At 61.2% G+C, this 24,097-nt stretch carries 24 protein-coding genes; 12 read left to right on the forward strand and 12 right to left on the reverse strand.

Annotation, left to right across the window (positions count from 1 at the left end; translation table 11 throughout):
• Positions 1–6: 6 nt before the first annotated feature.
• Positions 7–822 (reverse strand): p-hydroxycinnamoyl CoA hydratase/lyase, encoded by an 816-nt coding sequence (locus NLY43_RS06335; RefSeq protein WP_023701859.1) that lies wholly within the window; start codon positions 820–822, stop codon positions 7–9.
• A gap of 154 nt (positions 823–976) precedes the next feature.
• On the opposite strand from NLY43_RS06335, the gene NLY43_RS06340 reads away from it, so the two are divergent.
• From NLY43_RS06340 to NLY43_RS06350, 3 genes are all read left to right on the forward strand, one after another.
• Positions 977–1,450 (forward strand): MarR family winged helix-turn-helix transcriptional regulator, encoded by a 474-nt coding sequence (locus NLY43_RS06340; RefSeq protein WP_031199431.1) that lies wholly within the window; start codon positions 977–979, stop codon positions 1,448–1,450.
• A 353-nt stretch (positions 1,451–1,803) separates the two neighbouring features.
• A complete protein-coding gene (locus tag NLY43_RS06345; protein WP_023711873.1) occupies positions 1,804–2,529 on the forward strand; it encodes a 3-keto-5-aminohexanoate cleavage protein in 726 nt (241 codons plus the stop codon).
• A 172-nt stretch (positions 2,530–2,701) separates the two neighbouring features.
• Complete coding sequence (locus NLY43_RS06350; protein ID WP_084561166.1) at positions 2,702–3,745, forward strand: acyltransferase family protein; 1,044 nt, start codon at positions 2,702–2,704, stop codon at positions 3,743–3,745.
• A 314-nt stretch (positions 3,746–4,059) separates the two neighbouring features.
• On the opposite strand, the gene NLY43_RS06355 is transcribed toward NLY43_RS06350, so the two are convergent.
• Complete coding sequence (locus NLY43_RS06355) at positions 4,060–4,911, reverse strand: hypothetical protein (protein ID WP_023711875.1); 852 nt, start codon at positions 4,909–4,911, stop codon at positions 4,060–4,062.
• 441 nt (positions 4,912–5,352) lie between these two features.
• Between NLY43_RS06355 and NLY43_RS06360 the strand changes: the two genes are divergently transcribed.
• The 6 genes from NLY43_RS06360 to NLY43_RS06385 all read left to right on the forward strand — a co-directional run bounded on the left by NLY43_RS06360 (position 5,353) and on the right by NLY43_RS06385 (position 10,196).
• Positions 5,353–5,862, forward strand: coding sequence for an Lrp/AsnC family transcriptional regulator (locus NLY43_RS06360; protein WP_023670324.1), 510 nt, complete (start codon positions 5,353–5,355; stop codon positions 5,860–5,862).
• Positions 5,859–7,022: a saccharopine dehydrogenase family protein gene (locus NLY43_RS06365; RefSeq protein WP_023711876.1), complete on the forward strand. Its 1,164-nt coding sequence runs from the start codon at positions 5,859–5,861 to the stop codon at positions 7,020–7,022. Before NLY43_RS06360 ends, NLY43_RS06365 begins: the two co-directional genes overlap by 4 nt.
• A gap of 108 nt (positions 7,023–7,130) precedes the next feature.
• The gene (locus NLY43_RS06370) at positions 7,131–7,919 is read left to right on the forward strand and encodes an ABC transporter substrate-binding protein (RefSeq protein WP_023711877.1); all 789 of its coding nucleotides are present in this window, start codon (positions 7,131–7,133) and stop codon (positions 7,917–7,919) included.
• 129 nt (positions 7,920–8,048) lie between these two features.
• Entirely contained in the window at positions 8,049–8,726 is a 678-nt protein-coding gene (locus NLY43_RS06375) for an amino acid ABC transporter permease (RefSeq protein WP_023695534.1), read from the forward strand.
• The gene (locus tag NLY43_RS06380) at positions 8,723–9,397 is read left to right on the forward strand and encodes an amino acid ABC transporter permease (RefSeq protein ID WP_023684787.1); all 675 of its coding nucleotides are present in this window, start codon (positions 8,723–8,725) and stop codon (positions 9,395–9,397) included. Before NLY43_RS06375 ends, NLY43_RS06380 begins: the two co-directional genes overlap by 4 nt.
• A gap of 70 nt (positions 9,398–9,467) precedes the next feature.
• The gene (locus tag NLY43_RS06385; RefSeq protein ID WP_023670319.1) at positions 9,468–10,196 is read left to right on the forward strand and encodes an amino acid ABC transporter ATP-binding protein; all 729 of its coding nucleotides are present in this window, start codon (positions 9,468–9,470) and stop codon (positions 10,194–10,196) included.
• Between the two features lie 208 nt (positions 10,197–10,404).
• Here NLY43_RS06385 and NLY43_RS06390 read toward each other — a convergent pair whose 3' ends face one another.
• The 9 genes from NLY43_RS06390 to NLY43_RS06430 all read right to left on the reverse strand — a co-directional run bounded on the left by NLY43_RS06390 (position 10,405) and on the right by NLY43_RS06430 (position 20,845).
• Positions 10,405–11,472 carry a cyclic nucleotide-gated potassium channel gene (locus NLY43_RS06390; protein WP_023693904.1) on the reverse strand — a complete coding sequence of 356 codons (1,068 nt, stop codon included), beginning with the start codon at positions 11,470–11,472 and terminating at the stop codon, positions 10,405–10,407.
• A gap of 144 nt (positions 11,473–11,616) precedes the next feature.
• Complete coding sequence (locus NLY43_RS06395) at positions 11,617–12,687, reverse strand: adenylate/guanylate cyclase domain-containing protein (RefSeq protein ID WP_023689039.1); 1,071 nt, start codon at positions 12,685–12,687, stop codon at positions 11,617–11,619.
• A 3-nt stretch (positions 12,688–12,690) separates the two neighbouring features.
• A complete protein-coding gene (locus NLY43_RS06400) occupies positions 12,691–13,185 on the reverse strand; it encodes a Rab family GTPase (RefSeq protein WP_023689040.1) in 495 nt (164 codons plus the stop codon).
• Between the two features lie 11 nt (positions 13,186–13,196).
• Entirely contained in the window at positions 13,197–15,875 is a 2,679-nt protein-coding gene (locus tag NLY43_RS06405; protein ID WP_031199432.1) for an OmpA family protein, read from the reverse strand.
• Positions 15,876–15,882: 7 nt separating this feature from the next.
• A complete protein-coding gene (locus tag NLY43_RS06410) occupies positions 15,883–16,548 on the reverse strand; it encodes a hypothetical protein (protein WP_023670314.1) in 666 nt (221 codons plus the stop codon).
• A 196-nt stretch (positions 16,549–16,744) separates the two neighbouring features.
• Complete coding sequence (locus NLY43_RS06415) at positions 16,745–17,146, reverse strand: GFA family protein (protein ID WP_023689042.1); 402 nt, start codon at positions 17,144–17,146, stop codon at positions 16,745–16,747.
• Between the two features lie 21 nt (positions 17,147–17,167).
• Complete coding sequence (locus tag NLY43_RS06420; protein WP_023711879.1) at positions 17,168–18,226, reverse strand: Gfo/Idh/MocA family protein; 1,059 nt, start codon at positions 18,224–18,226, stop codon at positions 17,168–17,170.
• A gap of 103 nt (positions 18,227–18,329) precedes the next feature.
• A complete protein-coding gene (locus NLY43_RS06425; protein ID WP_023701869.1) occupies positions 18,330–19,115 on the reverse strand; it encodes a ThuA domain-containing protein in 786 nt (261 codons plus the stop codon).
• Between the two features lie 167 nt (positions 19,116–19,282).
• Positions 19,283–20,845, reverse strand: a complete 1,563-nt coding sequence (locus NLY43_RS06430) for a tlde1 domain-containing protein (protein WP_084558234.1) — start codon at positions 20,843–20,845, stop codon at positions 19,283–19,285.
• Between the two features lie 482 nt (positions 20,846–21,327).
• Here NLY43_RS06430 and NLY43_RS06435 point away from each other — a divergent pair, with 482 nt between their 5' ends.
• The 3 genes from NLY43_RS06435 to NLY43_RS06445 all read left to right on the forward strand — a co-directional run bounded on the left by NLY43_RS06435 (position 21,328) and on the right by NLY43_RS06445 (position 22,831).
• Entirely contained in the window at positions 21,328–21,879 is a 552-nt protein-coding gene (locus tag NLY43_RS06435) for a cytochrome c (RefSeq protein WP_031199434.1), read from the forward strand.
• A 130-nt stretch (positions 21,880–22,009) separates the two neighbouring features.
• The gene (locus NLY43_RS06440; RefSeq protein WP_023684778.1) at positions 22,010–22,432 is read left to right on the forward strand and encodes a hypothetical protein; all 423 of its coding nucleotides are present in this window, start codon (positions 22,010–22,012) and stop codon (positions 22,430–22,432) included.
• Positions 22,433–22,720: 288 nt separating this feature from the next.
• A complete protein-coding gene (locus NLY43_RS06445; protein ID WP_023711882.1) occupies positions 22,721–22,831 on the forward strand; it encodes an FCD domain-containing protein in 111 nt (36 codons plus the stop codon).
• Positions 22,832–23,153: 322 nt separating this feature from the next.
• On the opposite strand, the gene NLY43_RS06450 is transcribed toward NLY43_RS06445, so the two are convergent.
• Positions 23,154–24,086 carry a dimethylarginine dimethylaminohydrolase family protein gene (locus NLY43_RS06450; protein WP_023711883.1) on the reverse strand — a complete coding sequence of 311 codons (933 nt, stop codon included), beginning with the start codon at positions 24,084–24,086 and terminating at the stop codon, positions 23,154–23,156.
• Positions 24,087–24,097 lie beyond the last annotated feature (11 nt).

Raw genomic sequence — 24,097 nt, forward strand, 5'->3', positions numbered from 1 at the left:
GGCTGATCACCTCGCCTTGTCATAGGCGCCGAGCCCGGGCTTGTAGCTCTTTTCGTCGATGAACTGGCGGATGCCTTCCTTGCGGCCGTCATTGTCGTAGGAATTGGCCGCTTCCTGCGCGCGCACCAGATAGTCCTCGGCATTGTCATAGGTCATCTCGCCGACGCGGCGGATGGCGTCCTTTGTCGCCTTCAGCGCCACCGGGTTTTTCTTCAGCAGGATGTTCGCCACCTCGGTAACTCGTGGCTTCAGCTCCGCCAGCGGCAGGCTTTCATTGACCAGCTTCCAGGCCGCCGCCTTCCTGCCGTCGATCAACTCACCGGTCAGCGCGTGATACATGGCGTCGCGCATCGACAGGAGATCGACCACCACCTTGGTGGCGCCGCCGCCGGGCAAGATACCCCAGTTGATCTCCGACAGAGCGAATTGCGCCTCGTCGGCGGCGAAAGCGAGGTCGCAGGCAAACAGCGGGCCGTAGCCGCCGCCAAAGCACCAGCCATTGACCATGGCGATGGTCGGCTTGCGATACCAGCGCAGCCGCCGCCACCAGCCATAGGCCTCGCCTTGCGCCTTGCGGACGGCGCCCAGCCCCTTGGCCTCGGTTTCGCGAAAATACTCCTTGAGGTCCATGCCCGCCGACCACGCACTGCCCTCGCCCGACAGCACCAGCACGCCGACATCATCGCGGTATTCCAGCTGGTCGAGCACCTCCATCATGCGCCGGTTGAGCGCCGGGTTCATGCAATTTCGTTTTTCAGGCCGGTTGAAGCGCACCCAGGCGATGCCGTCCTCGATGTCGAAGGCAACGGTCTCTTCGGTCATGGCAACTCTCCTCCGGCTTGCGTTCCTGTGTGGCGGGGAGAAGAGTTGTGCTCTTCCCCTGCATCAATCGCTATGTGACATAGCTTTTAGAATTGCTATGTTGCATAGTCTTTTTTGCTTGACAAGAACCTTGGTCGCAGCGATCGGTTGCAGCATGGACGAGACATCGGACCGCAGCGGCAAGGTGGCTAGGGTGGCGCCTGAAGACAGGCTCGACGCACAGATCGGCTACAATCTGCGGCGCGCTTCGACACTGGCGCTCAATGATTTCACCGCCGAGATGGCCGATGCCTCACTGCGCCTGGTCACCTACGGGATGCTGGCGCTAATCGACGAACGGCCCGGCATCAGCGCCGCCGAGCTTTGCCGCCGGCTGGGCATGAAAAGCGCCAACATGGCGCCGCTGCTGGCCGAACTCGAGGAGCGCGGGCTGGTCGAGCGCGACGACCATGCGCAGGACAGGCGCGTGCAGGTGCTCGCTCTGACCAAGGCAGCCAAAGCCGCCATGCCGCCATGGCGGCTCAAAGTGCGCAACCACGAGGACCGGTTCCTGCAACGGCTGACGAAAAAAGATCGGGCAACACTGCTGCGGCTGTTACGGCTGATCTGGAGCGAGGACAGCGATTGAAAGGGAGGCCGGGGTGCTTCGGTGCTGATCGTAGCGATGATGGGCGCGGCGACGCCGAACACCACCTGAGGTTTCCGCGAGACACCCCCCTCTGCCCTACCGGGCATCTCCCCCTCAAGGGGGGAGATTGGACCTCACCTCTGCCTTCGCCGGTCTCCAACGTTGCAACGCCGTAGACGCAGCTGATCTCTCCCCTTGAGGGGGAGATGGCCGGCAGGCCAGAGGGGGGTGCGAAGGAACTCGGCATTGCCCAGGTTTGGCGCAACACACTGTCAGCAGTCTTTACCGCGCCCGTTTCCTCTCCACCCTGCCCTTTGCTAGGCTCGCCCATCGGCAACAGGATCGCGAGAGCCATGATCGTCCAGACCTGCATCAACGGCGCGCGCGCCGCCGATTTTCACCCCACGCTGCCGCTCGATGCCGAGGCGATGGCGCGCGATGGGGCGGCTTCTATTGCCGCGGGCGCGGCCGAGTTGCATGTCCATGCGCGCGGAGCGGACCGCCGCGAAAGCGTTTCGCCGGCGGCGATGGACCCGACGATCGCAGCGCTGCGCCGCGCCTGCCCCGGCACGCTGATCGGCGTTTCTACCGGCGCCTGGATCGAGAATGACGATACAAGCACGCTGGTCGCCATCGCCGGCTGGCGCGAATTGCCGGACTATGCCTCGGTCAATCTCAGCGAGGCGGCGGCACCGATCGTCATGGAGAGCCTGCGCCAGCGCGGCATCGGCATCGAGGCGGGTCTGGCCTCGGTCGCCGACGCCGAGCGCCTCGTCGGCCTCGACCATGGCGGGCGCGTGCTGCGCGTGCTGATCGAGATTTCCGAGCAGACGCTAGACGAGGCTTTTGCGGTCGCCGACGGCATCGAACAGGTCCTGGAGCGCGCCGGCATTCGCCGTGCCATCCTGCTGCATGGCGAGAACGCGACGGTGTGGCCGTTCGTGCGCCGTGCGGCGGATCGCAACTGGTCGACGCGCGTCGGGCTGGAGGATGGGAAGCATCTGCCGGATGGCACGGTTGCGGCCGGCAATGCCGCGCTGACGGCGGCAGCGGTGGCGATCTTCCAGGCCGGGCGATAGCGCATACAAGCAGCGCGCCAAGGCATCGCCGAGACGATGGCGATCGCAAGGCCCAGGCCGCGAAAGTCGGTGAAAGCTATTCAAATTTTATGTATTAATTAAACCGGCAGTTAATCGTCGCATCAACGATCTCATCTGTGTTAATATTCTCCGGTATCGGGGACATTTTTTAATGAACGTCATTCCGGATAATGATCAGGCTGCGCCGCGTCGGATTCAACAATATACATCGATACAGACCCTGCGGGGGCTAGCAGCCCTTATGGTTGTTATCTATCATCTTCCGGCCGCACTAGGCGTGCTCGATTTGCCTATTCCCATTCTAAACAGCGGCGTCGACCTGTTTTTCGTCATCAGCGGTTTCGTCATGGTTCTCTCGACGGAGAACAGACATCGCGACCACCGTGCTTTTTTGATGCAGCGGTTCACGCGCGTCGTTCCGTTCTATTGGGTCATGACCTTCCTCATGGTCGCCGCACTTTGGCTGTTTGCCGGTCGTGGAGTGTCCTTTGAGCAGATTACCAACAGCCTGCTTTTCGTGCCCTATCTCGATACGGCCACAGGCTATGTCCAGCCAGTGCTTGGCGTGGGTTGGACGCTCAATCTGGAAATCCTGTTTTACATTCTGTTCGCGGCGACTATGGGTTTTGGTGCGCTGACGCAAATGGCCACGATTGGCGTTGTCTTTGCAATCGCCGTAGCCGCACGCATTATCTTCAAACCCGCCGCCGACACTGTGCTGTTTTTCTATACCACGCCAATCCTGTTTGAGTTCCTTGCCGGCATGGCTGTCGGCCATCTGGTCGGCAGACTGGTGCGTTTGCCCGCTTTCCTGGGTGCCTCGGCTGTCGGGTTCGCTATTGTGTCCACACTGGTGATGGTACTTGGCTTCAACTTGCCGCGAACCCTTGCTCAAGGTATCCCGGCGCTGATCCTTGTCGCGGGTTGCATCAGCCTGGAGAGCTACTTCCGACTTTTTGCTCCTCGCGTGCTGGCAAGGCTGGGAGATGCTTCCTACTCTCTCTATTTGACCCATCCTATCGTGCTGCTCGCGATCGCTCCTGTCGTTGCAACCGCCAATGTGTCACCATGGCTTGCAGGCATAGCTATTGTCACCGCCTGCATCGCCGTGTCCCTGGCGAGTTATAGTTTTATTGAAAGGCCGCTTTTGGCCATGTCGCGAATGAGCCTCTCCGCTTATCAGGTGAAGGCGTGAGTTGCGGCTACGCCGCAACTCGGTCGGCCTGCTATGCGGGTGCGTTGCTCACTACGACCTCGCGTCGCGTTCAAGCGACCACGGCGGCGGCAAGATCGTCTCCGAACTCCGTCGCCTAGTGCTGTCGCGCACATCCTCGACTGCCTGTCGCCCCAAAATGCACAGCGGTTTTGGGACGACGACATGCATGAACAGAGACTTAAGCGCGTCGCAGGGGTCCCGTTCAAACGCGACGTGCTCAAGTGCAAAAAAAGCTGCCCCGTTTGGACCCGAAGCAGCTTAGTGTTTTATGCGCCAGGGCAATTTGGCAGTAGCTATTTTGCGATCAAATAGGCATCGTCCGTATAGATCTTGCCAACTCCACCATAGTGACCCACGCCAAACACAAATGACTGAGGTGTACCTGATCCGTCTGAATCCCGCCCGACCGGCCACGTTGCGTTTGACGATGATTGCCAAAACACCCCGTCCAGATACCAATCGATGCCCACCCCTTCATAGAGATCCGCGCGCAGCTGAAACCAACGGCCCTTCGGTGCGGGAACATCATTAGCCGGATTGTAGGTTCCGGGTGCCGCATTTTCCACATGCAGCAGCAGCAAATCCTCAGTCTGACTGTCGCGCAAGTTGACCCACCACGTTGGTTCCTGCGAGAAAGGCGATTGCTCGGTCACCTTGAACTGGAAGATATTCGTCCAGCCATTGGCCGCCTGGTAATTGGACGGAATGAAAAACCACGAGACATAGGTCCCATCGATCCCTGATGGCGACACGGCCTGGAGCGGACGTCCGAAAGCGTCGTTCTTGGCCAGGCCGCCTGGAAAGAGCCACTCTTTGTAGACTTTGGAATGGGGCTTTCCAGCATTGATGGCAGCCACCGTCGTTTCGAACTTTCCGAAGCTGTTGCCGCCGTGCGAGGATACATTCCCCGCGCCGGTCGAGACCAAGCCGCTGACAATTGCGTTCAGGTTGGGATCAGCTTCCGCGGGATCCTCCGCCTGAACGAAAGACCAGTCGGTATAGCACGAGGCTCCGGTGCAAGGCCCCTCCTCCCAGTCCGCACGCCAGTAGGGCGCATTCTGGGCATATGCGGCGCCAATTGGCACCATGGTAGCAGCAATGGTGCAGATTGCAGTTAGCACCAACAGATGAAAAATCTTCTTCATATCGATTCACCGTTCCTTTCCATGAAATTCGAAGCACACCTCTTGCGCCGTTTGCTTTTTCGCCTTCGAACACAGCGCCCCGAACGGCGCTGTCCCGCCAGCCTCAAAGGCGGCGATGAACCTTCAAAGGTATGCTGAAAACAAAAAACCCGCCTCGGAAGGCGGGCTGGCGGCGCGAATCAGCACCTACCCCAAATTAGTAGCATAGCTGCTGGAACAAAACAAGAACAAATGTGGCAACCTCGACGAAACTAGCGATTTCCCTCTTGTGAGGAGATGTCCAGCAGGACAGAGGCCCCTGATCCTGTCTTGCCCGAACGCACACGGAAGGGACACAGAGGGATGACATAGCTCTTGCTGCTGTAAAAAATTCCCCATAAGGTATTTTTCATATCCGAAAGAAAATCCGATCGTTTCTTTCCCTTTATGAAAGGCTTGCCTTTGCGTGAGCATCTCGATCAAACCGATCGACGGCTGGTAAAGCTGTTGTCGCAGGATGCCCAGCCCGGCATCAACCGGCTCGCCGAGACGATGGCGATCTCGGTGCCGACGGTGCGCTCAAGGTTGCGCAATCTGCTCGACCGCAACCTCTTGAAGATCGTCGGGCTGCTCAATCTGACCGAACGCCCCGAGTTGATCTCTGCCATTGTCGGCATCAACGCTCAGGGACGTGGCCGCGCCCGGGAACTGGCGCAGCGCATTGCCGAACTGCCTTTCGTCAACTCGGCCTCGGTGGTTACCGGGCGCTTCGACATCATCGTCGACGTGACCGTCGCCGGCGATGTCGCCGACCTCTACCGCATCACCAGCGAGCTGATTCCGGGCGCCGGCATTCCCGGGGAAGTCGTGCGCAGCGAAACCTTCGTCGTCATGGCTTCATGCAACAAATGGGTCAGCCTTCCCGAAGGCTGCTGGTCGGAAGAAACACCGTCACGCAAGGAGCCGGCATGAGAATAGCTGTTCTCGGCGGCCTCGGCCTGCAGGGACGGGCGGCCATCGCCGATCTCGTCGCCAGCGCCGGTGTCGAGGAAGTCGTCTGCGTCGATACGTCGGCTGACGGCCCTGCACGGCTTGCCGGGCTGACCGACCTTTCCCGCGTGCGTTTCGTCGTGCCCGAAGGCCCCATCGGCCCGGCACTTGCCACCGTGCTGGCGGATGTCGACGCCGCCATCGATCTGTTGCCACAGCCATTGATGCGCGAGGCGGTGCAGGCCGCGATCGCAACGCGCACGCCGCTGGTCACCACCAATTACGGCAAGGCGATTGCCGATCTGGCGGCGGAGGCTGAACAGGCCGGCGTTTCGATCATGACCGAATGCGGGCTCGATCCCGGCATCGACCTCGTGCTCTACGCGCGCGCCGCAAAGCAGTTCTCTAGGATCTCCTCGATCGATTCCTATTGCGGCGGCATCCCCGAACCGAAGGCGATGGCGAAGCCGCTCTGCTACAAGGTGAGCTGGAATTTCGACATGGTTCTGGTCAGCCAGAACCGCGACAGCGTGATGATCGAGCATGGCAAGCGCGTCGAAGTGCCGGCCGGGCGGCAGCACGACAATGCCTTCATCCACGAGATCGAGGTCGCGGGCCTCGGCCGGCTGGAAGCTTTCCCCAATGGCGACGCGCTGCACTATGTCGAGATGCTGGCGGCCGCCAAGGGATTGCAACGCTCGGGCCGCTATACACTGCGCTGGCCGGGATGGTCGGCGTTCTGGGCGCCGCTGAAGGAACTCGGCTTCCTCTCCGAAGACAAGGTGCCCGGCACCGGCGCCAGCCCCCGCGAATTTCTCGGCCGGCTGCTCGGCCCGCAATTGCAGTATGGCGCTGACGAGAAGGACCTTTGCGTGATGCGCAATGTCTTTTCCGGTCTCGAGGGCGGTCGCGCCAAAACGGTTACGTCGGACCTGATCATCGAACGCGACCTGGCATCAGGCCTGTTCGGCATGAGCCTTGGCGTCGGCTATCCCGCCAGCATCGTGGCGCAGATGCTGGCGCGGCGCGAGATCGCCACACCAGGGCTTTTGAACCCGCTGCTGCATGTGCCGGACGGGCCGTTCTTCGACGAGCTGGCCAGGCGTGGCATCAAGGTTGCCGAGACGGTGGCCTGGGACTGAGGATTTTCGAACGGTGGCTGCCGCCGGCAAACGGTGCCGCCGCTCAAAAAACACCCAAAAGGGTGGAATAACAAAGTGGAACAACAACGATAACAGGAGGAATGCCAAATGAAGATTGCCAAGCTTTTCATCGCCGGACTTGCGCTTGCGGGCCTGACCGCTGCTGCCAGTGCCGGAACGCTCGACGAGATCACCAAGCGCGGCGAACTGCGCGTCGCGGTACAGACGCAAGGACCTCCCTTCTCGCTGGTCGGCGCGGCCGGCGAGCGCACCGGCAGTTCGGTCGAACTCGCCGAACTGATGGCCAAGGAAATGGGTGTCAAGATCACCTTCCTCGACTATGATTGGGACGGGCTGATCCCGGCGCTGCTTTCGGGCAAGGCCGACCTGCTCGTCGCCGACATGACGCCGACGCTGGCGCGCGGCATGAAGGTCGCCTTCACCACACCTTACATGTATACGGGCAGCACCGTCTTCACCAAGGCCGACAGCAAGTTCAAGACAACCGAGGACTGCAAGGCCAAGGGCACCAAGATCGCCGTGCTGTTGGGCGCCACCGGCGAAAAGGAAGCCAAGAACGCCTTCCCGGATGCCGACATCAAGAGCTACAAGGGCGGCGGCCCGCTGCTGCTCGACGCGGTCAACAACGGCCAAGCCGATTGCGGCGTCAACGACGTCTCGGCGGTCAAGGGTCAGTCGACAGCCTATCCCGTCGGCACCTTCACCATCATGCCGGACCTGTTGTCGAAGGAGCCGCTTGCCTTCGCCACCCGCTACGACGAGCCGGACCTGTTGATCTGGATGAACCTGTTCCTCAACCAGGTCAGCATCGACGGCCGCCTGCAGAAGAACCTCGACTACTGGGTCAATTCCGACGCCTGGAAGAAGGATCACTAAGCAGAGGTAAGCAGGGAGTAGTGAGTAGGAAGTAGTGAATGGTGAATGGTGAATGGCCATTCCGGACGCCCTTCACTGCTCACCACTCACTACTCACTACTGCCCATTCACCATTCACAATTCACCGCCATGCTCGAAAATTTCAGCTTCCGCACCATCGTCGAATATCTGCCGCTGTTCGGGCAGGGTCTGATCACGACCGTGTGGCTGTCGGCGCTGTCTTTTGCGGGCGCGCTGGCCGTCGGCATCGTGCTCGCCGCCATGAACCTGCAGCGCGGCCAGCTGTTTCGCGTGCTGGCCAAGGGCTATATCGATGCCGTGCGCGCCACGCCGTTGCTGGCGCAGCTCTACTTCCTCTATTTCGGCCTGCCGCGTCTCGGCTTCGTCCTGCCCGAGCTCGTCGTCGGCATCATCGCTTTGTCGCTGAACAGCGGCGCCTATGTCGCGGAAATCATCCGCGCCGGCATCCTGTCGATCCCGCGCGGCCAGGTCGAGGCCGGGGTTGCCTCGGGAATGACCTATGTCCAGCGCATGCGCCTGGTCATCCTGCCACAAGCCTTCAAGGTGACGATCCCGCCGCTGCTCGGCCAGGCGATCGTGCTGGTCAAGGATTCCGCGCTTTTGTCGCTGATCTCGGTTTCCGAACTGACGCGCGCCGGCCAGTTGCTGGCGTCCGACCGCTTCATGCCGGCGGAAGGCTTTCTCACCATCGCCGCTTTCTATCTGCTGCTCTATTACTGCCTCAAAGGGCTGGCGGGGCTGTCCAGTCGGTGGCTCGGTCTGCAGCCGGCAAGGAGCAGCACATGATCTGGCAACAGCTGCAAAGCCTGGCCGGCAGCTACCCCCTCGCCTTGCGCGGCCTTGGCATGACCGTGATGCTGTCGGCGATCAGCCTGGTGCTGGGCACGCTGCTTGGCTTCGGCCTCGGCATATTGCGCACCGGCGGCAACCGGCTGATCTCGAGCGTGATCGGCGCCTGGGTCGACCTGATCCGCGGCACGCCGTTTCTGGTGCAGATCTTTCTGATCTTCTTCATCCTGCCGGAATTCGGCATCGAGCTCGATGCCTTCACGGCCGGCATCATCGCGCTCACCAACCTCGCCGCGTGCTTCATCTGCGAGATCGTCGCCGCCGGCATCCGCTCGGTGCCGACCGGCCAGGTTGAGGCAGCTCTGGCGTCTGGCCTGTCGCGCTGGCAACGCATGCGCCAGGTGGTGCTGCCGCAGGCGATGCGCATCGTGCTGCCGCCGCTGGTCGGGCAATATGTACTGTTGATCAAGGATTCCTCCGTCGTCTCGGCGATCGGGCTGACCGACCTCACCCGCGTCGGCTGGCTTGTGGTGCAGCGTGTGCCCAACGGCCTGCTGGTCTTCTTCCTGGTCGGCGTCGGCTATTTCGTCGTCTGCTATCCGCTGATCATGCTCGCCCGCCGGCTGGAGCGCCGCATGGGCGCGGCGCATGGCGAGGTGCAGCTGTGACATCGAACCCAAAGGGCTGACCGCCATGACCAATCCAAGCCCGACCAAGACAAACCTGACCAAAACGGGCATGATCGACTTTCGCGGCGTCAACAAATGGTTCGGCTCGCTCAATGTGCTGAAGGACATCACGCTCAGCGTCGAGCCGCGCGAAGTGGTCGTCGTCTGCGGCCCAAGTGGTTCGGGCAAGTCGACGCTGATCCGCTGCATCAACGGCCTGGAAGCGATCAAGGATGGCGACCTCGTCGTCGACGGCCAGCGCCTCGGCGACCCCGCCACCAACATGACGCAGCTGCGCACCGAGATCGGCTTCGTCTTCCAGTCGTTCAACCTCTACCCGCACAAGACGGCGCTGGAAAACGTCACGCTGGCGCCGATCCATGTGCGCAAGATCCCCCGCGCCGAGGCCGAGCAGGCCGGGCGCGACTTGCTGGCCAAGGTCGGCCTCGCCGACAAGGTCAACGCCTACCCGTCACAGCTGTCCGGCGGCCAGCAGCAGCGTGTGGCCATCGCGCGCTGCCTCGGCATGCGCCCCAAGATCATGCTGTTTGACGAACCGACCTCGGCGCTCGATCCCGAGATGATTTCCGAAGTGCTCGACGTCATGGTCGCGGTGGCCGAGGAAGGCATGACCATGATGGTGGTAACGCACGAAATGGGCTTTGCCCGCAAGGTGGCGCAGCGCGTGGTGTTCATGGACGCCGGCGCCATCGTCGAAAGCGGCACGCCGGAAGCGTTTTTCTCCGACCCGAAGACCGACCGCAGCCGGGCTTTTCTAAGCAAGATTCTAAGGCATTAGAGCTTAGCCAAAGCCGGTCGTCCGAAAGGCCGCGGGGCAGGAACTGTCGACGCACAGCGCCAAACAACGAGCCGCCGGTAGAGTGGATCGGCTACGTTTAGGTCTCCGGCTACGCCTCTGGGACCTTCCACGTGCCGTCCAGAACCTTCGCGCGTGGTCGATAGAGCCGTACCATCCAGTTCCAGCCGGGCCACCATCGGCTGTACGGTCAAGCCACCGGCGCCGCGCCGCGCCGCTCGAGCGCTGTCCTGCGGATGATTTCCGCAATTTCCGGGCTGCTGCTGCACAGCATCTGGAAATCCGCCGCGTGCAGCGACAGCAGTGAGACAGAAGTTGCGGCAGTGACGGTCGCCATACGCGGTTCGCCGCTGATCAGCGCCATCTCGCCGAAGAAGGCGCCAGGGCCAAGCTCCACCGGGTTCGGCGTCGCGACGCTGACGCGGCCCTCCACGACGAAGAACATCCGATCGCCGGTCTCGCCGCTGCGGCAGATCACGGCGCCCGCCGGCACCGTGCGGGGTCTTAACGCGCGCACGATCTCGACCAGCGTGGCCGGGCCAAGCTTCTGAAACAACGGAACGCCGGCAATCAATTGCCAATTGCGGACGAAATCCTCGCGACGGACTTCTTGATAAAAGCCGGAGGCAAGAATGCCGGCCCAGAGCCCGAAGATGCCGATGCCACACATCATGACAGCCCCGGCAAGGACGCGGCCGGCGAAGCTTTGCGGAATGTCGTCGCCATAGCCGGTAGTGGACAGCGTGACCACCGCCCACCACATTGTCTCGGGGATGCTGCCGAACTTTTCCGGTTGGACGTCGCGCTCGATGACATAGGCCGCGAGTGCGACACCGAACAGAACCAGGCCGAAGACCGTGGTGACGCCGACCAGGTTGCGCGCTTCGTTGGCCAGAACCCTGCCAAGCAGCGGGAAGAACGTCGAGTCGCGCAGCGGCTTCAGCAGCCAGACAGCACAGTAGAGGCTGCGGTCGGGCGTGCCGTCGAGCAGGAATGCGGCGAGTGGAACCAAAACCGCGAGCACATCGATCGCGATTGCCGGTGTCCTGTCCCTGAGGTCTCCCGCCCAGCGCTTGAGCAGGGTCTCGGCCATCTGCAGAAGATAGGCGGCCCAAATGACAGCGAGCACGGCAGCCAGAGCCAGTCTGCTTCGTCCGGACATGTTCGGCATCGTGAGCGCAGCCACCGCCAGAAGCCCAGGCGCAGCCAGCACCGCATTTAGCGGTGCGTAGATTCTCAAAAAAGGCAGTACCGACATTCTATCCCACCAGCGGCCACTGTGCTCCAGAATAGAGGCCTTCCGGGCAAGCGCAAAGGGTGCTTTGCGATCGCAAGATCAGGTCACGCCAATGGCTTTCGGGCGCCGCTATCGGCGCTCCACGGTCGCACCGCAGGCGACGGATCAGCTCGGGAGCCGCCACATTCGCACGCGACCCGCACCGCGCAATTCCGTTTCCTCGAGTGGGTCGCAGGCAAATTTCGGTCCAAGCAGTTGGTAAGTTGCATCGGAAATACGGATTTCATCGGGCTCCGCGGACGTTTGAATACGTGAGGCGAGATTAACGGTCTCACCCCACAGGTCATAGGCGAACCGCCTCTTGCCTATGACGCCGGCGACGATCGGTCCTGAGTGAATTCCAATTCTCAGCCTTATCGGTTCTCCTGCGAAGCGTTCCCGCTTGACCGCTTTGCGCAGCTCAATCGCATAGCGCGTGAGGGCCTTTGCATGATCGGATCGCGCCGTGGGCAGGCCGGCGACCACCATCACACAATCGCCAATTGTTTTGATCTTTTCGCAGCCGTATCGCTCAGAGAGCCGATCCGCCGCCTTGAAGAAGTAGTTTAAAATAGCGAGCGTCGTCACCGCTCCGACGCTGCGCGCTCGTTCCGTAAAACCGACGATGTCGGCAAAAAGCACACTCACCTCTGCGTGGTTGTCGGCAATTTTCTTTTGCGCTTTCAATCGCTCCGCGATCGAGGCCGGGAGAATGTTGAGGAGCAGGTTTTCGGCGCGCTGATATTCACGCGCCAATCCCTCCTGGCTCTTCCTCAACGCCTCGTTCGTCGATTGCAATTTTTCGTTGAGTTGACGCTCCCTCTCTTGCAGGAGCGTCATTTCATAGGCCTTCTGTTGAAGCCGCTGCCTGTTGTCTCGTTCGGCAGTGGCGTCCAGAAAAAGCAGCCACACGAACGCATTGTCAGCAAAAAAATGGAGGTCGGCGACACGCCCGCCGGGCAGTTCAACCATGTCCATGCGAAACGGAAGCTCCGGGCAAGGCAGCAAACCCTCCATGAATTCAAGCTGCTCGGCAACAGGCTTGCCGATGCGAAGTGATGACAGCCCGTAATGTTCAACATTACCGCCCTTGGCAGCTATGCAAAGCTCAGGGTCGATTTTCAGATAAGCGACAGCGTGCCCGTCGAAGAAGAAATTGAAAAACCAATTTCTGACTTCTTTTGGCAATTCATGCATGGTCTATTTGGTGACCATCAAGGCAAGTTGACGAAAGGCGTCATCTACCTGCTCGCCCGAGAGCGCACTTGTTAGATAGATTTGCCATCCACGTTGCCTCAACTCGTTGATCTCACGATCCGATATCGCCCACCGATCGGCCAGATCGGACTTGTTGAACAGCAATACGAACGGCATGGCGCCGAATTCGGCCTCGACCCGTTCGCGCAGCGTGAGTGCCACGGCAAGAGTAGCAGCGCGGGTTCCATCGACGACTAGCACGAGCCCGGTTGCACCTCGAACATAGCTGACGCGGAATGAGCCGATATCGTCCTCGCCGGCCAAATCCCACAAAATCAGATCCACGGTTTTGTCCGGGAGCGCGACGCTTTTCTTGTCGATTTTCACTCCGACGGTGGTCAAGTAGGTTTCTGAGAAGATGCTCTGCACAAACCTGCGGACCAGACTCGTCTTTCCGACGGCGAAGCCGCCCAGCATGCAGATCTTTTTTTGCAACATGCTGGGCTCCGCTAGTCCAGGTTTACCGTAATCGAAACCCGGCGATTGGTGGAGCTACCGGTTAGACTGTTTTCAGGTACAGCCGGCTCAAAAGTGCCCGCGCCCCGAACCAGCAGCAGTTCGGGAGCAACGCCGCGCTTGTTGAGAAGCGCACGAACTGTCTCGGCGCGGGCGGCGCTGATCGACGCGTTGGCCGTCTCACGGCCCGTGGTGTCCGAATGCCCGGTCAACATGAACCGCGCCGTTACGCCGGAATTGCGGGCACTCTGGGCGAATTCCTTTATTTGATCCGCCAACCTGTCGAGAACCGGCGTCTGCTCCGGTCCCGGCACAACCTTGCCGGAAGAGAAGAAAATATCGGTCGTCTGGATCGCCTGCCTCAAATGATTAAGTTCTGCGAGGTTCAGCTCACGCAGCTGCGAGACATCCAGAACCACTCCGTCCGCCGAAAGTTGTTCAGCGGCGGCCCGCGCGCGGTTGATCCAGCCGGCAGGAGCCTCACCCACGGCCACAATGCGACCCTGGATGATCGAGAGCTGAACGGTTTTCGGCGGGGACAGCGCCGCCGTCAGCCGCTTCACCACAAACTTCGGATCAAGGCTCTGATAGAATTGCCACTGTGCATGAACGCGGGCAGGATCAACGTCCGTTCCGGACAGCAGGGCTTGCGGGTCGGCGGCAAGCGGGTCTCTCAAGCCGGAAATATAGAAATGTCCGCCCCTCGCCGTTTGTTGGGCGACGATGATTCCCGGTTGGGCCTCAAGTCGCGACACGTAATACTGCCAGTGCTCCGCCGCGCGTGCTTCGGGGCTCACGTCACGAACCTTGGAGATGTCGAATTCGGGTCCGCCTGCCGAAAGCTGCCGGGCCGCCGCGCGCGCGCGATCGATCCAGGTGTCGGGAGCCTCACCCTCGGCAACGATGCGATCATCGACGATCGAAAGTCGTACTGTTTCCGGCGGATACAGTGACGCCGTCAGCCGCTTCAGCACGAACTCCGGCTCAAGGCTCTGATAGAACTGCCACTGCGCATGAACCCGGGCGGGATCGACCTCTGTTCCCGACAACAGCGACTGCGGATCGGCGCCAAGCGGGTCTCGCAGGCCGGCAATATAGAATTGGCCGTCGCTTATCTTTTGGTCTGCAACGATGATGCCCGGCTGGGTCTCCAGTCGCGACACATAGGCGTGCCAGCGCTCCGCCTCGCGCACTTGGGGACTTACGTCACGAACCCCCGAGATATCGAAGACCGGCCCGCCTGCCGAAAGCTGCTGGGCCGCCGCGCGCGCCCGGCTGATCCAGGTGTCGGGAGCCTCACCCTCGGCGACGATGCGGCCATCGACAATCGAAAGTCGCACTGAATCCGGCGGAGCCAGCGACGCCGTCAGCCGCTTCAGCACGAACTCCGGCTCAAGGCTCTGATAAAATTGCCATTGCGAATGAACCCCGGCCGGATCGACTCCCGTGCCTGACAACAGCGACTGCGGGTCGACGGCAAGCGGGTCCCTCAGGCCGGCAATATAGAACTGGCCATCGCGTACCTGCTGTTCGGCAACGATGATGCCCGGCTGGGCCTCCACTCGCGACACGTAAGCCTGCCAGCGCGACACGTAAGCCTGCCAGCGCTGCGCTGATTGCCAGGAAAGAAAGTACCAACCGCCTGCCAGACTCAAAAGCAGCAGGGCAACGGCCGCCACCAGCCACGGAAATCCGTCGTTTGATTCCTCCTGCTTCAGCTCGACGCAGGTCTGCAACTGCGCCTCTACGCTGGCCAGCTGCGAACCGTCGCCGTCAAACTGCTCTAAGGCCTGTGAGCTTTCCTCATGGATGCGAAGCAACACATCGCGAACGATTTCATGCAATTCCTCCGGCGGATTTCCCCGGATCACCGAAACCAGGGTCGCAAACGGTCCAACTTCCGACCAGAGACGAAGCTCGCCGAAACGGATTGTGTCCAGGCCGCTCTGCTCTTTCTCGTTAAATGAGTCTTTTACAAAATCCTGAATCGCACTGAGCATCGAAGAAATGAGCTGAGGATCTTCGCTCGTCGCATTGTCGGCAGTTACATGCGCTATCAAAAGGCCTGAATTCCGATGAATGAGAAAGGCATGTTCCACACGGTAGACAAGGGAATGCTTCAGAACAACTGCGGAGAAGCTTGCCCCTGTTCTCCAGGCTTCAAGTCTCCACTTGAGCCCGTGCCAGGTGAATATGTGCCTTAGAGTTTCATTCAGCGACTGAAAGGTCTGGTCGATCTTTTCGCCGATCGACTTGCGAATTGCCGGCAGAAACACCGGGTACAATATGTCCGTCAGCGTGCGCGGGCTCTTCTGGATCGACCGTTGCACAGCCCGTTCGACAGCTGGCGCAAGCGCCTCGCCGAGTTGCGCGTAAGGCGCTCGTCCGGCAGCACTGGGAAGAACGTCGCCCACGGCCGCCGCAAGCTGCTCGGGTTCGTCGAGCAGATGCGTGACGCGTGAAAGCTCGGAGATTTCGCGGCTGACCAGCAACTGCCGCAGCGTTTCCATGCGCGGATCGGCGGTTGGAACCGCCTCGAACTGCGCACGGTAGTCCGGATCAACGTTCCGGGCAATTTCGATCAAAAGACGAGCCAGAGCCTCGCGATCAATCTCTGTATCGTTCGAGGCTGTTCTTTGCGGAAGGTTGAATGGGTCGACGGTGGACGTCAAGGTCCCATCAACTCACTTTCCAGCTACGGTCCGAGTTGCTCTTGCTCCCGACGGGATCCTGATTGAGACACTTTGCAACCTCGACAAACAGGCCAGCCAAAAGATTTCGGTCGGTCTTGACGTTGCTGAGGTCGGCAAACATCTTCTCGATCAGCATCTGAACGCCTTCATTCTTCTGCTTGATTTCCTCACGCAGCAAATGATCGTTTCGATTTATCCGGTCCGAAACGTCGCGCTCGAGCGCGCTCAACTGATCCGACAACGTGCGCACCTGCTTTTCAAGAGCCTGGTTTTGCTCGCGAAGATTCCGGTCGATCTCTTTGTCGGCATCGGCTCGTGAATCTTTTTCGCTCCGTAATTGCCCTGCAAGCGAATCGATCTGCTTCTTTGCATTCGACTCGTACATTTCGAGATTGCGCTTGGCCTCGGACTCGACATCCTTGAAGCGCTGCAACACCCGTTCTTCAAGCTTGGAAAAACGGCGGTCATAGTCCTGCATCTGGTTGCCGAACAGCAGGTCACGGATCTTGTCGACACCGACGGCGTCGCCGGCGGTTCCGTTTTCGCGAGCCTGAACTCCCATGAAGTTCAGCCCGTTTCCTTCTGTGTTACCTATCAGATTTACGTCCGCCTTCTTTTCTGAAGAAGCGGAATTCGAAGATTCCTTAGCCATCCATATACCCCCATTGAACACATGCCGTCAGGTAAGCATGTCAGCAATCGGGCCGCAAGCCGGATTCGTCTTGACTTATGCCTATTCATGGGGCAGCCGAGCGCGATGGCTAACGGCCCGGCAATGGCAATCAGGGGCGATGCCCTCTTGAAGGCGCGGAGCGTGCGGACGGTTCCGGGTATCCAAAAAGCGGCCTTCAGTCGAACGTCGCCAGCGGCTCGGCATTGATCTCGACCCACTCACAGCGCCGGCTTTCGTGGTAAAAAGACTGAAATGGCGGCGGGAACGACGGGTCGGCGAAGGCGCCGACGGGAATGGCGATCACGCCGGGTTGCGTGTCGATGCGATAGTGGACGGCGGCGCCGCACTCCGGACAGAAATTGTAGATGACGCGGCCGCCCTCGTCGCCGGTGCGCGTGAACTGCTTCGCCCGCCCCTCGATCGATACATCAGCTTGCGCAAACCGGACATTGTAGCTGAAGGCGCTGCCGGTGCGGCGCTTGCAGTCGAGGCAGTGGCAGACCGAGATGCGCACCGGCTCGCCCGAACAGACGGCTGAAAGCTGGCCGCAGAGACATTGCGCGCGGCGCGAGACCATAGTTTCTTCCTCCCCTTCACATCACTGCGTATCGGCGCTGGCCCTCAGTTCCGTCCGCTTCTGTTCCGAAACCATGGCCAGATCCAGCACCTTCTGCAGTTCGGCGGCATGGTGGAATGAAGGCTCGGCCTGCACGCCGCTGCGAACCGCATCGACGAAGCGCTGGTAATTGGTCGGCACCGTGCCGGCGTCGAGCACCTGCCATTTGCCGTTCTCGATATCCTCGCCGACACACGCCTTCAGTTCCGAACCCTCGAGATTGTGCACGACTTCGATGCCGCCCTTGTCGCCATAGATGCGCAGGCGCAATTCGTTGATGTGGCCGGTCGCCCAGCGGCTGCCGTGAACGACGCCAAAGGCGCTGTTGGAGAAATCCAGCGTCATGGCGAAGCTGTCATTGGCGTCGAGGTCGTATTCGCCGATGCGGTTGCCTGGCGCCTTGTCGAAGGTGCGCAGCCGGCAAAACACGTGGTCGATGTCGAGTGCGGCGCCATAGCTGGCGAAATCGAGGATGTGGATGCCGACATCGCCGAGCACGCCGTTGGAGCCGTGGTCACGCGACAGCCGCCACAGCCATTTCGGGTCGGTGCGCCAGTCGCCCCAGAATTTCGACACCAGCCAGCTCTGCAGATAGGAGGACTCGACGTGGCGGACGGTGCCGATCTCGCCGGCCAGCACCATCTGCCGCGCCTTCTGCAAGGCAGCGACATTGCGATAGGTGAGATTGACCATGTTGACGATGCCGGCGGCCTCAGCCGCTTTGGCCATCTCGCTTGCCTTGCCGAAGTCTTCGGCCAGCGGCTTTTCGCACAGCACCGGCTTGCCGGCCGCGATCAGCGCCATGGTGGTCGGGTGGTGAATGCGGTCGGGCGTGACGTTGGCGACCGCATCGAACTCGCCCCACGCCAGCGCGTCTTCCAGCGATGTGAATCGCTTCGGTATCTTGAACCCGTCGGCAAATTCGCCAACGCGCTGTTCATCGACGTCGACAGCACCGACGATCTCGACGCCGTCGATACCGCCGAAGCGGCGGGCATGCTCCTGCGCCATCCAGCCGGTACCCAGTATCAAAAGCCGCATTCTCTGCACTCCGAGCGAATTGGTTCGATTCAATCATATGGCGCAGATACGGTCTAGGAAACCCATGCGGAAAGCCGCTACGCCTTTTTTCCTGGATTTTGCTTTAGCGGAAGCCGGCCTCGCCCGAAGCGTGCAGCTTGCCGCCGCGCTCGACGATCGGCTCCAGCGCCTTCTCGACCGGTACGTTCGGCGCCTCAAGGATCGCCGACTTGGTGCCCTGCGGATTGTGCGCCCACTTCACCGCATTGCGCAGCACCTTGTGCACATTGGCGTCGTGATAGGTCGGATAGGTCTCGTGGCCCGGGCGGAAGTAGAAGACATTGCCGGCGCCGCGGCGATAGGTCAGCCCAGAACGGAACACCTCGCCGCCCTGGAACCAGGAGATGAAGACGGTCTCCAGCGGTTCGGGCACGGCGAACTGCTCGCCATACATTTCTTCATTCTCGAGCTCGAAATATTCGCCGACGCCTTCGGCGATCGGATGGCTGGGACTGGTCACCCAAAGCCGCTCGCGCTCGCCCGCCTCGCGCCATTTCAGCGTGCAGGGCGTGCCCATCAGCCGCTTGAAGATTTTCGAGAAATGGCCGGAATGGAGAACGATCAGCCCCATCCCCTCCCAAACGCGGCGGGCGACGCGCTCGACGATCTCGTCGGCCACCGCGCCATGATCCTTGTGGCCCCACCAGACCAGCACGTCGGTCTCGGCCAGACGGTCGGCCGGCAGGCCGTGCTCCGGCTGCTCGAGCGTGGCGGTCGAGGCGGAGATCGCCTTGTCGGCATTCAGCGCCTTGGCGATGGTCGTGTGCATGCCCTCGGGATAGAGGGCTGCGACCACCTCATTGGTCCGCTCATGGATGTTCTCGCCCCAAACGACAGCGCGTATTGTCATGGATGTCCTCGTGGTGAAGCCGACCCGCAGGGGTCACTCATAGTCTGCCTGGGGGTGAAAAGGGAATAGGCAGTGGGGAATAGGCAATAGGGGCAGAAAAACAAGGAACAGACGATGGACGCTCCTGGGCCCTACTGCCTACTGCCTACTGCCTACTGCCTACTGCCTTACGCTCCCCGGCCTTCCTGAGCGACCCGCGTCAGCGGCTTGGTCAGGCGCGGCACGACGACGAGGCGCTTGATCTTGCCCTTCTTGTAGGCGGCAAGGAAGCGGGCGTAGTCCTTGAAGACGACGCAGCCATTGGATTCCGCACGGCCGCCGCGCAGCATGTAGGTGTGGGCGAGCAGGCCGTCGCGGCCGTATTTATTGCCGCCGCTGACGGGAGTGAGACGGAGCGCCTCGACGCCATGGAAGCGGGATTCGCGCAGTCGCAGATCATAGGTGTTGGGCGGCGTCGGGCCGACATTCTTCTTGTGCACGAAGCGCGGCTGGTCGACCATCGAACCCAGCCCCGAATGGGCCTCCAGCCGCGAGCCGTCCGGCATATAGACGGTCTTGGCCGAGATATCGTACACGGCGACGCCGCCGCCCATTCCGGGCGTGGCGAACAGATCCTTGAAGGCGCGACCGACACCGCCCGCCGGGACGTCCGGCTTGGCATAGGCCAGCATCTCGCCGGCCTGTGTCTTCGACCGTTTGCCAGGCTTGATCCGGCTTGATTGGATGCTCTGGCTGTCTGGCACGCCAGGCAGTGCGGCGACCTCCGAAGTACTGCGTGGCGAGCGCGGCGACGAATTGCCCGGCGACTGGGGTGCGGGGCTCTCGGGCGTCCTGTCGGTCTGTGGCTTGGCTGCCCTGGGCTTGCTGGCTTGCCGAGCCTCGGCAGGCTGAGCGGTTTCGGCGCGTGGACGCCAACCGGGCAACGCAATGTTGTCGGGCAGATCGTCCTGCGGCGGCAGCGAAGCGACCTGAACCTCGGCCTGCTCAGGATCCTGCCCTCCGGCGATTGCTTCAACGGCCGGCGGCGGGGCCAGCATGTCAGCGTCTTCCGGCAAGCTGTTGGCCAGCGCCAGCGCCAGGCGCGATGAGCGTTCGATCTCAGCCACTTCCGGCCCAAAGCGTTCCGAGGCCGGGCCATGCTGATCGGGCAGCCGGACTTCGGCGAAACGGGCAGCGACCGGAAGGCTGGCAAGCATGAAGGGCGCATTCGAGGCCTTGGCGAAGGCGGCAGCCAGCTTTTGCGGCGACAGCTCTGCCTTGGCCACCACGCCGTCGAAGCGCATGCCGCGCGAAGTGGCGAGAGCGACGCTGGTGTTTGGCGCAATGTTTGAGGCGACACTGCTCGGGGCCACAGCGTGCGTGGCCGGCTTCAGCCGCGCCATCTTGCCGTCATGCGCGAAGTTCGCGGCGGCATGCGCGCAGCCGGCGTCGCATTGGCTGAGCAGCGAGGCCTGTGATTTTTGCGCCGAAAGCCGCGGCGCCCACGAATTGGCGAGGCTGCGGCGCGAATCGGCAAGTGCTGCGTTCGGCAGAAGCAGACTGTGCGGAAGGCTGTTGGAGGCTGCGGTGAGCGAGGTACCGAGCGAATAGAGGCCGGCCATAGTTGCCACCGACCACAGCGCCAAGGCCGCGCCGACAACCGGCACCACCACCCAGCGCTGGCCGGATCTCTTCGAAGTCAAACCCCGTTCAGGAGTATCGCCCCGGTCTTTCAAACGCAAAAACGCCATACAACCACTCTCAATCGGCATGCAGGCTTGCGACCCTCGCATCCGTGACATCCACAGTTCGCTGGTGCCCCCTGCACCTTTCGCGTCTGTTGCCGATTGAATCAAAAGATGGACAAAGTTGGTTAACCAATCCCTCCATCAGCCACCGATTATGCGGCGCCTGATACGAAAAAAAGAGCACTCCATGGTCTGCGCCACGGTAGAATGCTCTCCCTCACCCCCGCCTTGCTGCCCGTTTTTGCGATCCAAGTCAAGGAAACGCTGCGTCAGCCTGCTGCAAGCCTGTGCTGATTGCCCGCTGATCGGCCTTCTCAATCAGTTGACCTTCCGGCGGCTGGAAGGTCTATCTGCTCAGAGACGGAGACCTCCGGCGACGGGAATTTACCGATGAGAACCGGCATCACGACCGAAGAATCCGACTGCAGGTCGAACCCCTGCTGCGGCTGGCTGAGCACGGATGGATGGGGCAAGGACATGGCGCCGTGAGATGGACTGTGAAAGCGGCGCTGCTGTGGCTGGTCTGTGCCCTTACGATGGGCGCCTCCGTCGGCAGCGGGCCGATCGTCGCGGCCCGCCAGGCGTCGATGAAGGAGATGGCGGCGGCTGCGAAAACCATTGCCGGCATGTTCGACCGCAGGCAACCCTATGACGCCGCAGCCTTCAAGGCGGCAGCGGACACGCTGCGCGCTCGCACCGGCCCTGCCCTGATTGCCGAATTTCCGAGCGGCTCGCTTGGACCGCCTTCGCAGGCCAGGCTGGAGATCGATCAGTCACGGGCGGAATTCGAGGCCCTGGCAAATCATATCGGAACGCTGGCCGACGCTCTGGCCGCCAAGGCCGAAAGCGCGCCGGCCGTCATCACCGATGACATGCGCATGGGCACCGGCCTGGCGATGGGCGGCGGCAGCCTGCTCGGCAAGCGCTCGATTCCAGAGGAAGCCGATCCGACCAAACTGCCGGCGGAGCATATCCTGCATCTCATCCTGCAGGATTGCTCGACCTGTCATTCGAAATTCCGGCAAAAGGTACAGTGAAGCGACATTATCCGGCGGAGCATTTCCTTGCTGGCCTGCGCCACAGCCACTTTGCATACAAGTAAATTCGTTTGTGCTAATATATCGAGGATCGTGCATATCCATGCATGACGAGCATCGGGAGGATGCAATGAAAACCATGAATCGCAGGTCTGCAATTGCCCTCGGTCTGACGACCGCCGCGGTAGCGCCTTTGTTCACCTTGGCGGCATCGGCAAAAATCAAGAAATACGGCCCGAAAGAGGGCAAGGAGATTGCGCCCGGTGTCAGGGTGGTGGAGGTCGGCACCGGCAATGCAGACATTCCCGCCTACAAGAGCATCGCAATTATCGACGTTGTGTTTCAGCCCGGAGCACATGCTCCTCAAACCGTGATGGACAACGACATGGTGTGCACCATTACCTCAGGTGCATTCACGATCAAGAAAGCGGACAAGGAATTCAAGCTAAAGACGGGTGATATGTACACCTGCTCCAAGGGCAAGACCGATGAAGCGACGAATACAAGCAAGGAGGTCGGCGTGCATCGCATCGCCGTATTGATACCCGCATAGCAGATGGAATTCCGGCCGGACCACGCCGTCGAGAGTCCGGCCGGCCAGACGAGGCGATCTCGTTCCGTCGTCAGCGCGGCCATCTCACGCCAGCCACTCCCTGATCGCCGGGTGGGCGGGAACGGCGCGCATGTGGTCTTCGCGCTATGGCTTTGTTTGGGCATGATCTTTTGGGGAAGCTGGCTTGGTTTCAAAATCAACGGCTAGGTCGAATGGCTGATCAATCAGCGCATCCACGTAGCCAATACGGAGATCGAAAACCGCACGAGTTTTGCCGGCCACCAGGCGGTGCTCGAGGCGATCGAGCGCCGCGACCCGGAAGCGGCCGGCCAAGCGATGCGGGCGCATCTGGAAAACGCCCGGCGCAAGTTCAATTCAGGTTCGGGCAGATTGGACTAGCCGGCAGACGCGGCAGCGCTCTGGCGCAAGCAAAAAGCCCGCCGTTCAAAGCCGGCGGGCTCCCTTCAATCATACAGCGCGATCCGGTCGCCGATAACCAGGACGACCGAATTTCGGCCTCAGCGGCTGGTTGCGCTCAGGGGGCGGGCTTCGACGGGTTTGAAGCGACCAGCGATCCGAGTTTGCCGGCTTTGGCCAGACTCGGCTTTTCGTAAGTTTTCTTCACAGAATCCCTCCTCTAACGGCATCAATTTCCTCTGCCGGGCCTGTTTTGTCAAATCTGGCAGCAGTTCGTCACAGGTCCCGGCGGCAATTCGTGCCCTTACGCCGGCTCGCGCTTGAGCGCCTGCGCCATGCAGTGAATGCCGCCGCCGGTCTTGGAAATCTCGCTCATGTCGACGGCAGCAACCTCGAAGCCGCGCGCCTTGAGTTGGCCGATCAGCGACTGGCTCGACGTCGGCGCGATCACCCTGTCCTTGCCGAGCGACATGAAGTTGCAGCCGAGCGCCATCGTGTCCTGGAAGGGCACGTCGATGATCTCGTGGCCCTTGCCCTTCAGCCAGTCGACAATGCCGGGCTCGGTGCAGGCGAGGCACACCGCGGTGAGCTTCTCGGCGATCGGCACCACCATCAGGTCGATATGGACGTAATATTCGTCGATGAAGGCGAGGCGCGTTTCCCAGCCTTCCTTTTCGAACCAGTCCTGCACCTGGCGGGCGCCCTCTTCCTGCGTCCGGGCGCCGCCGCAGCCGATCAGCACCACGCCCTCCTCGATGACGTTGAAGTCGCCGCCTTCGAAGGTGCCAGCCGTGACCATGTCGTAGATGGGGATGCCGAGCTTTTCATAGGTGCGGATGGCGGCATAGTTCTCGCCGCGCCGCCACCAATTGGCCATGGCGGTGATGAAGGCGCCGTAGGGCGTCATGACGCTGGAGTCTCTGGAATAGACCTGCATCGGCAGTTCCGGCGTCGGCTCGTGCCAGTGGATGTTGACGCCGAAATGCTCATAGGCGGCGACGAGGTCCTTGTGCTGCGCCTGGGCGATCTGAACGTTGCAGGGCGCTTCGCGCAAATGCTTGCGCGACAGCGAGCTGGTCGAGAGGTGGCGCAGGAAGTTTGGCGAGCCGAGCAACACGTCTGTCAGCACGTCGGTCTCGTTGGCAAAGCCCCATGATGTCAGCGGCTTGGTGCCGCCGGCGGGATTGCGGCGCTGCAGCGAGAACGGTTCGGCGATGATGCGATCATGGACGGTCATAAGGTTCTCCT

This window comes from Mesorhizobium sp. C416B, assembly GCF_030323165.1.
GTDB lineage: Bacteria > Pseudomonadota > Alphaproteobacteria > Rhizobiales > Rhizobiaceae > Mesorhizobium.

Coding starts and splice junctions, on each gene's coding strand:
- NLY43_RS06340 (WP_031199431.1), top strand. CDS start 977: ATGGACGAGACATCGGACCGCAGCGGCAAGGTGGCTAGGGTGGCGCCT.
- NLY43_RS06365 (WP_023711876.1), top strand. CDS start 5,859: ATGAGAATAGCTGTTCTCGGCGGCCTCGGCCTGCAGGGACGGGCGGCC.
- NLY43_RS06395 (WP_023689039.1), bottom strand. CDS start 12,687: ATGCATGAATTGCCAAAAGAAGTCAGAAATTGGTTTTTCAATTTCTTC.
- NLY43_RS06335 (WP_023701859.1), bottom strand. CDS start 822: ATGACCGAAGAGACCGTTGCCTTCGACATCGAGGACGGCATCGCCTGG.
- NLY43_RS06420 (WP_023711879.1), bottom strand. CDS start 18,226: ATGCGGCTTTTGATACTGGGTACCGGCTGGATGGCGCAGGAGCATGCC.
- NLY43_RS06425 (WP_023701869.1), bottom strand. CDS start 19,115: ATGACAATACGCGCTGTCGTTTGGGGCGAGAACATCCATGAGCGGACC.
- NLY43_RS06390 (WP_023693904.1), bottom strand. CDS start 11,472: ATGTCGGTACTGCCTTTTTTGAGAATCTACGCACCGCTAAATGCGGTG.
- NLY43_RS06345 (WP_023711873.1), top strand. CDS start 1,804: ATGATCGTCCAGACCTGCATCAACGGCGCGCGCGCCGCCGATTTTCAC.
- NLY43_RS06350 (WP_084561166.1), top strand. CDS start 2,702: ATGAACGTCATTCCGGATAATGATCAGGCTGCGCCGCGTCGGATTCAA.
- NLY43_RS06355 (WP_023711875.1), bottom strand. CDS start 4,911: ATGAAGAAGATTTTTCATCTGTTGGTGCTAACTGCAATCTGCACCATT.
- NLY43_RS06385 (WP_023670319.1), top strand. CDS start 9,468: ATGATCGACTTTCGCGGCGTCAACAAATGGTTCGGCTCGCTCAATGTG.
- NLY43_RS06370 (WP_023711877.1), top strand. CDS start 7,131: ATGAAGATTGCCAAGCTTTTCATCGCCGGACTTGCGCTTGCGGGCCTG.
- NLY43_RS06430 (WP_084558234.1), bottom strand. CDS start 20,845: ATGGCGTTTTTGCGTTTGAAAGACCGGGGCGATACTCCTGAACGGGGT.
- NLY43_RS06375 (WP_023695534.1), top strand. CDS start 8,049: ATGCTCGAAAATTTCAGCTTCCGCACCATCGTCGAATATCTGCCGCTG.
- NLY43_RS06415 (WP_023689042.1), bottom strand. CDS start 17,146: ATGGTCTCGCGCCGCGCGCAATGTCTCTGCGGCCAGCTTTCAGCCGTC.
- NLY43_RS06450 (WP_023711883.1), bottom strand. CDS start 24,086: ATGACCGTCCATGATCGCATCATCGCCGAACCGTTCTCGCTGCAGCGC.
- NLY43_RS06410 (WP_023670314.1), bottom strand. CDS start 16,548: ATGGCTAAGGAATCTTCGAATTCCGCTTCTTCAGAAAAGAAGGCGGAC.
- NLY43_RS06400 (WP_023689040.1), bottom strand. CDS start 13,185: ATGTTGCAAAAAAAGATCTGCATGCTGGGCGGCTTCGCCGTCGGAAAG.
- NLY43_RS06440 (WP_023684778.1), top strand. CDS start 22,010: ATGAAAACCATGAATCGCAGGTCTGCAATTGCCCTCGGTCTGACGACC.
- NLY43_RS06380 (WP_023684787.1), top strand. CDS start 8,723: ATGATCTGGCAACAGCTGCAAAGCCTGGCCGGCAGCTACCCCCTCGCC.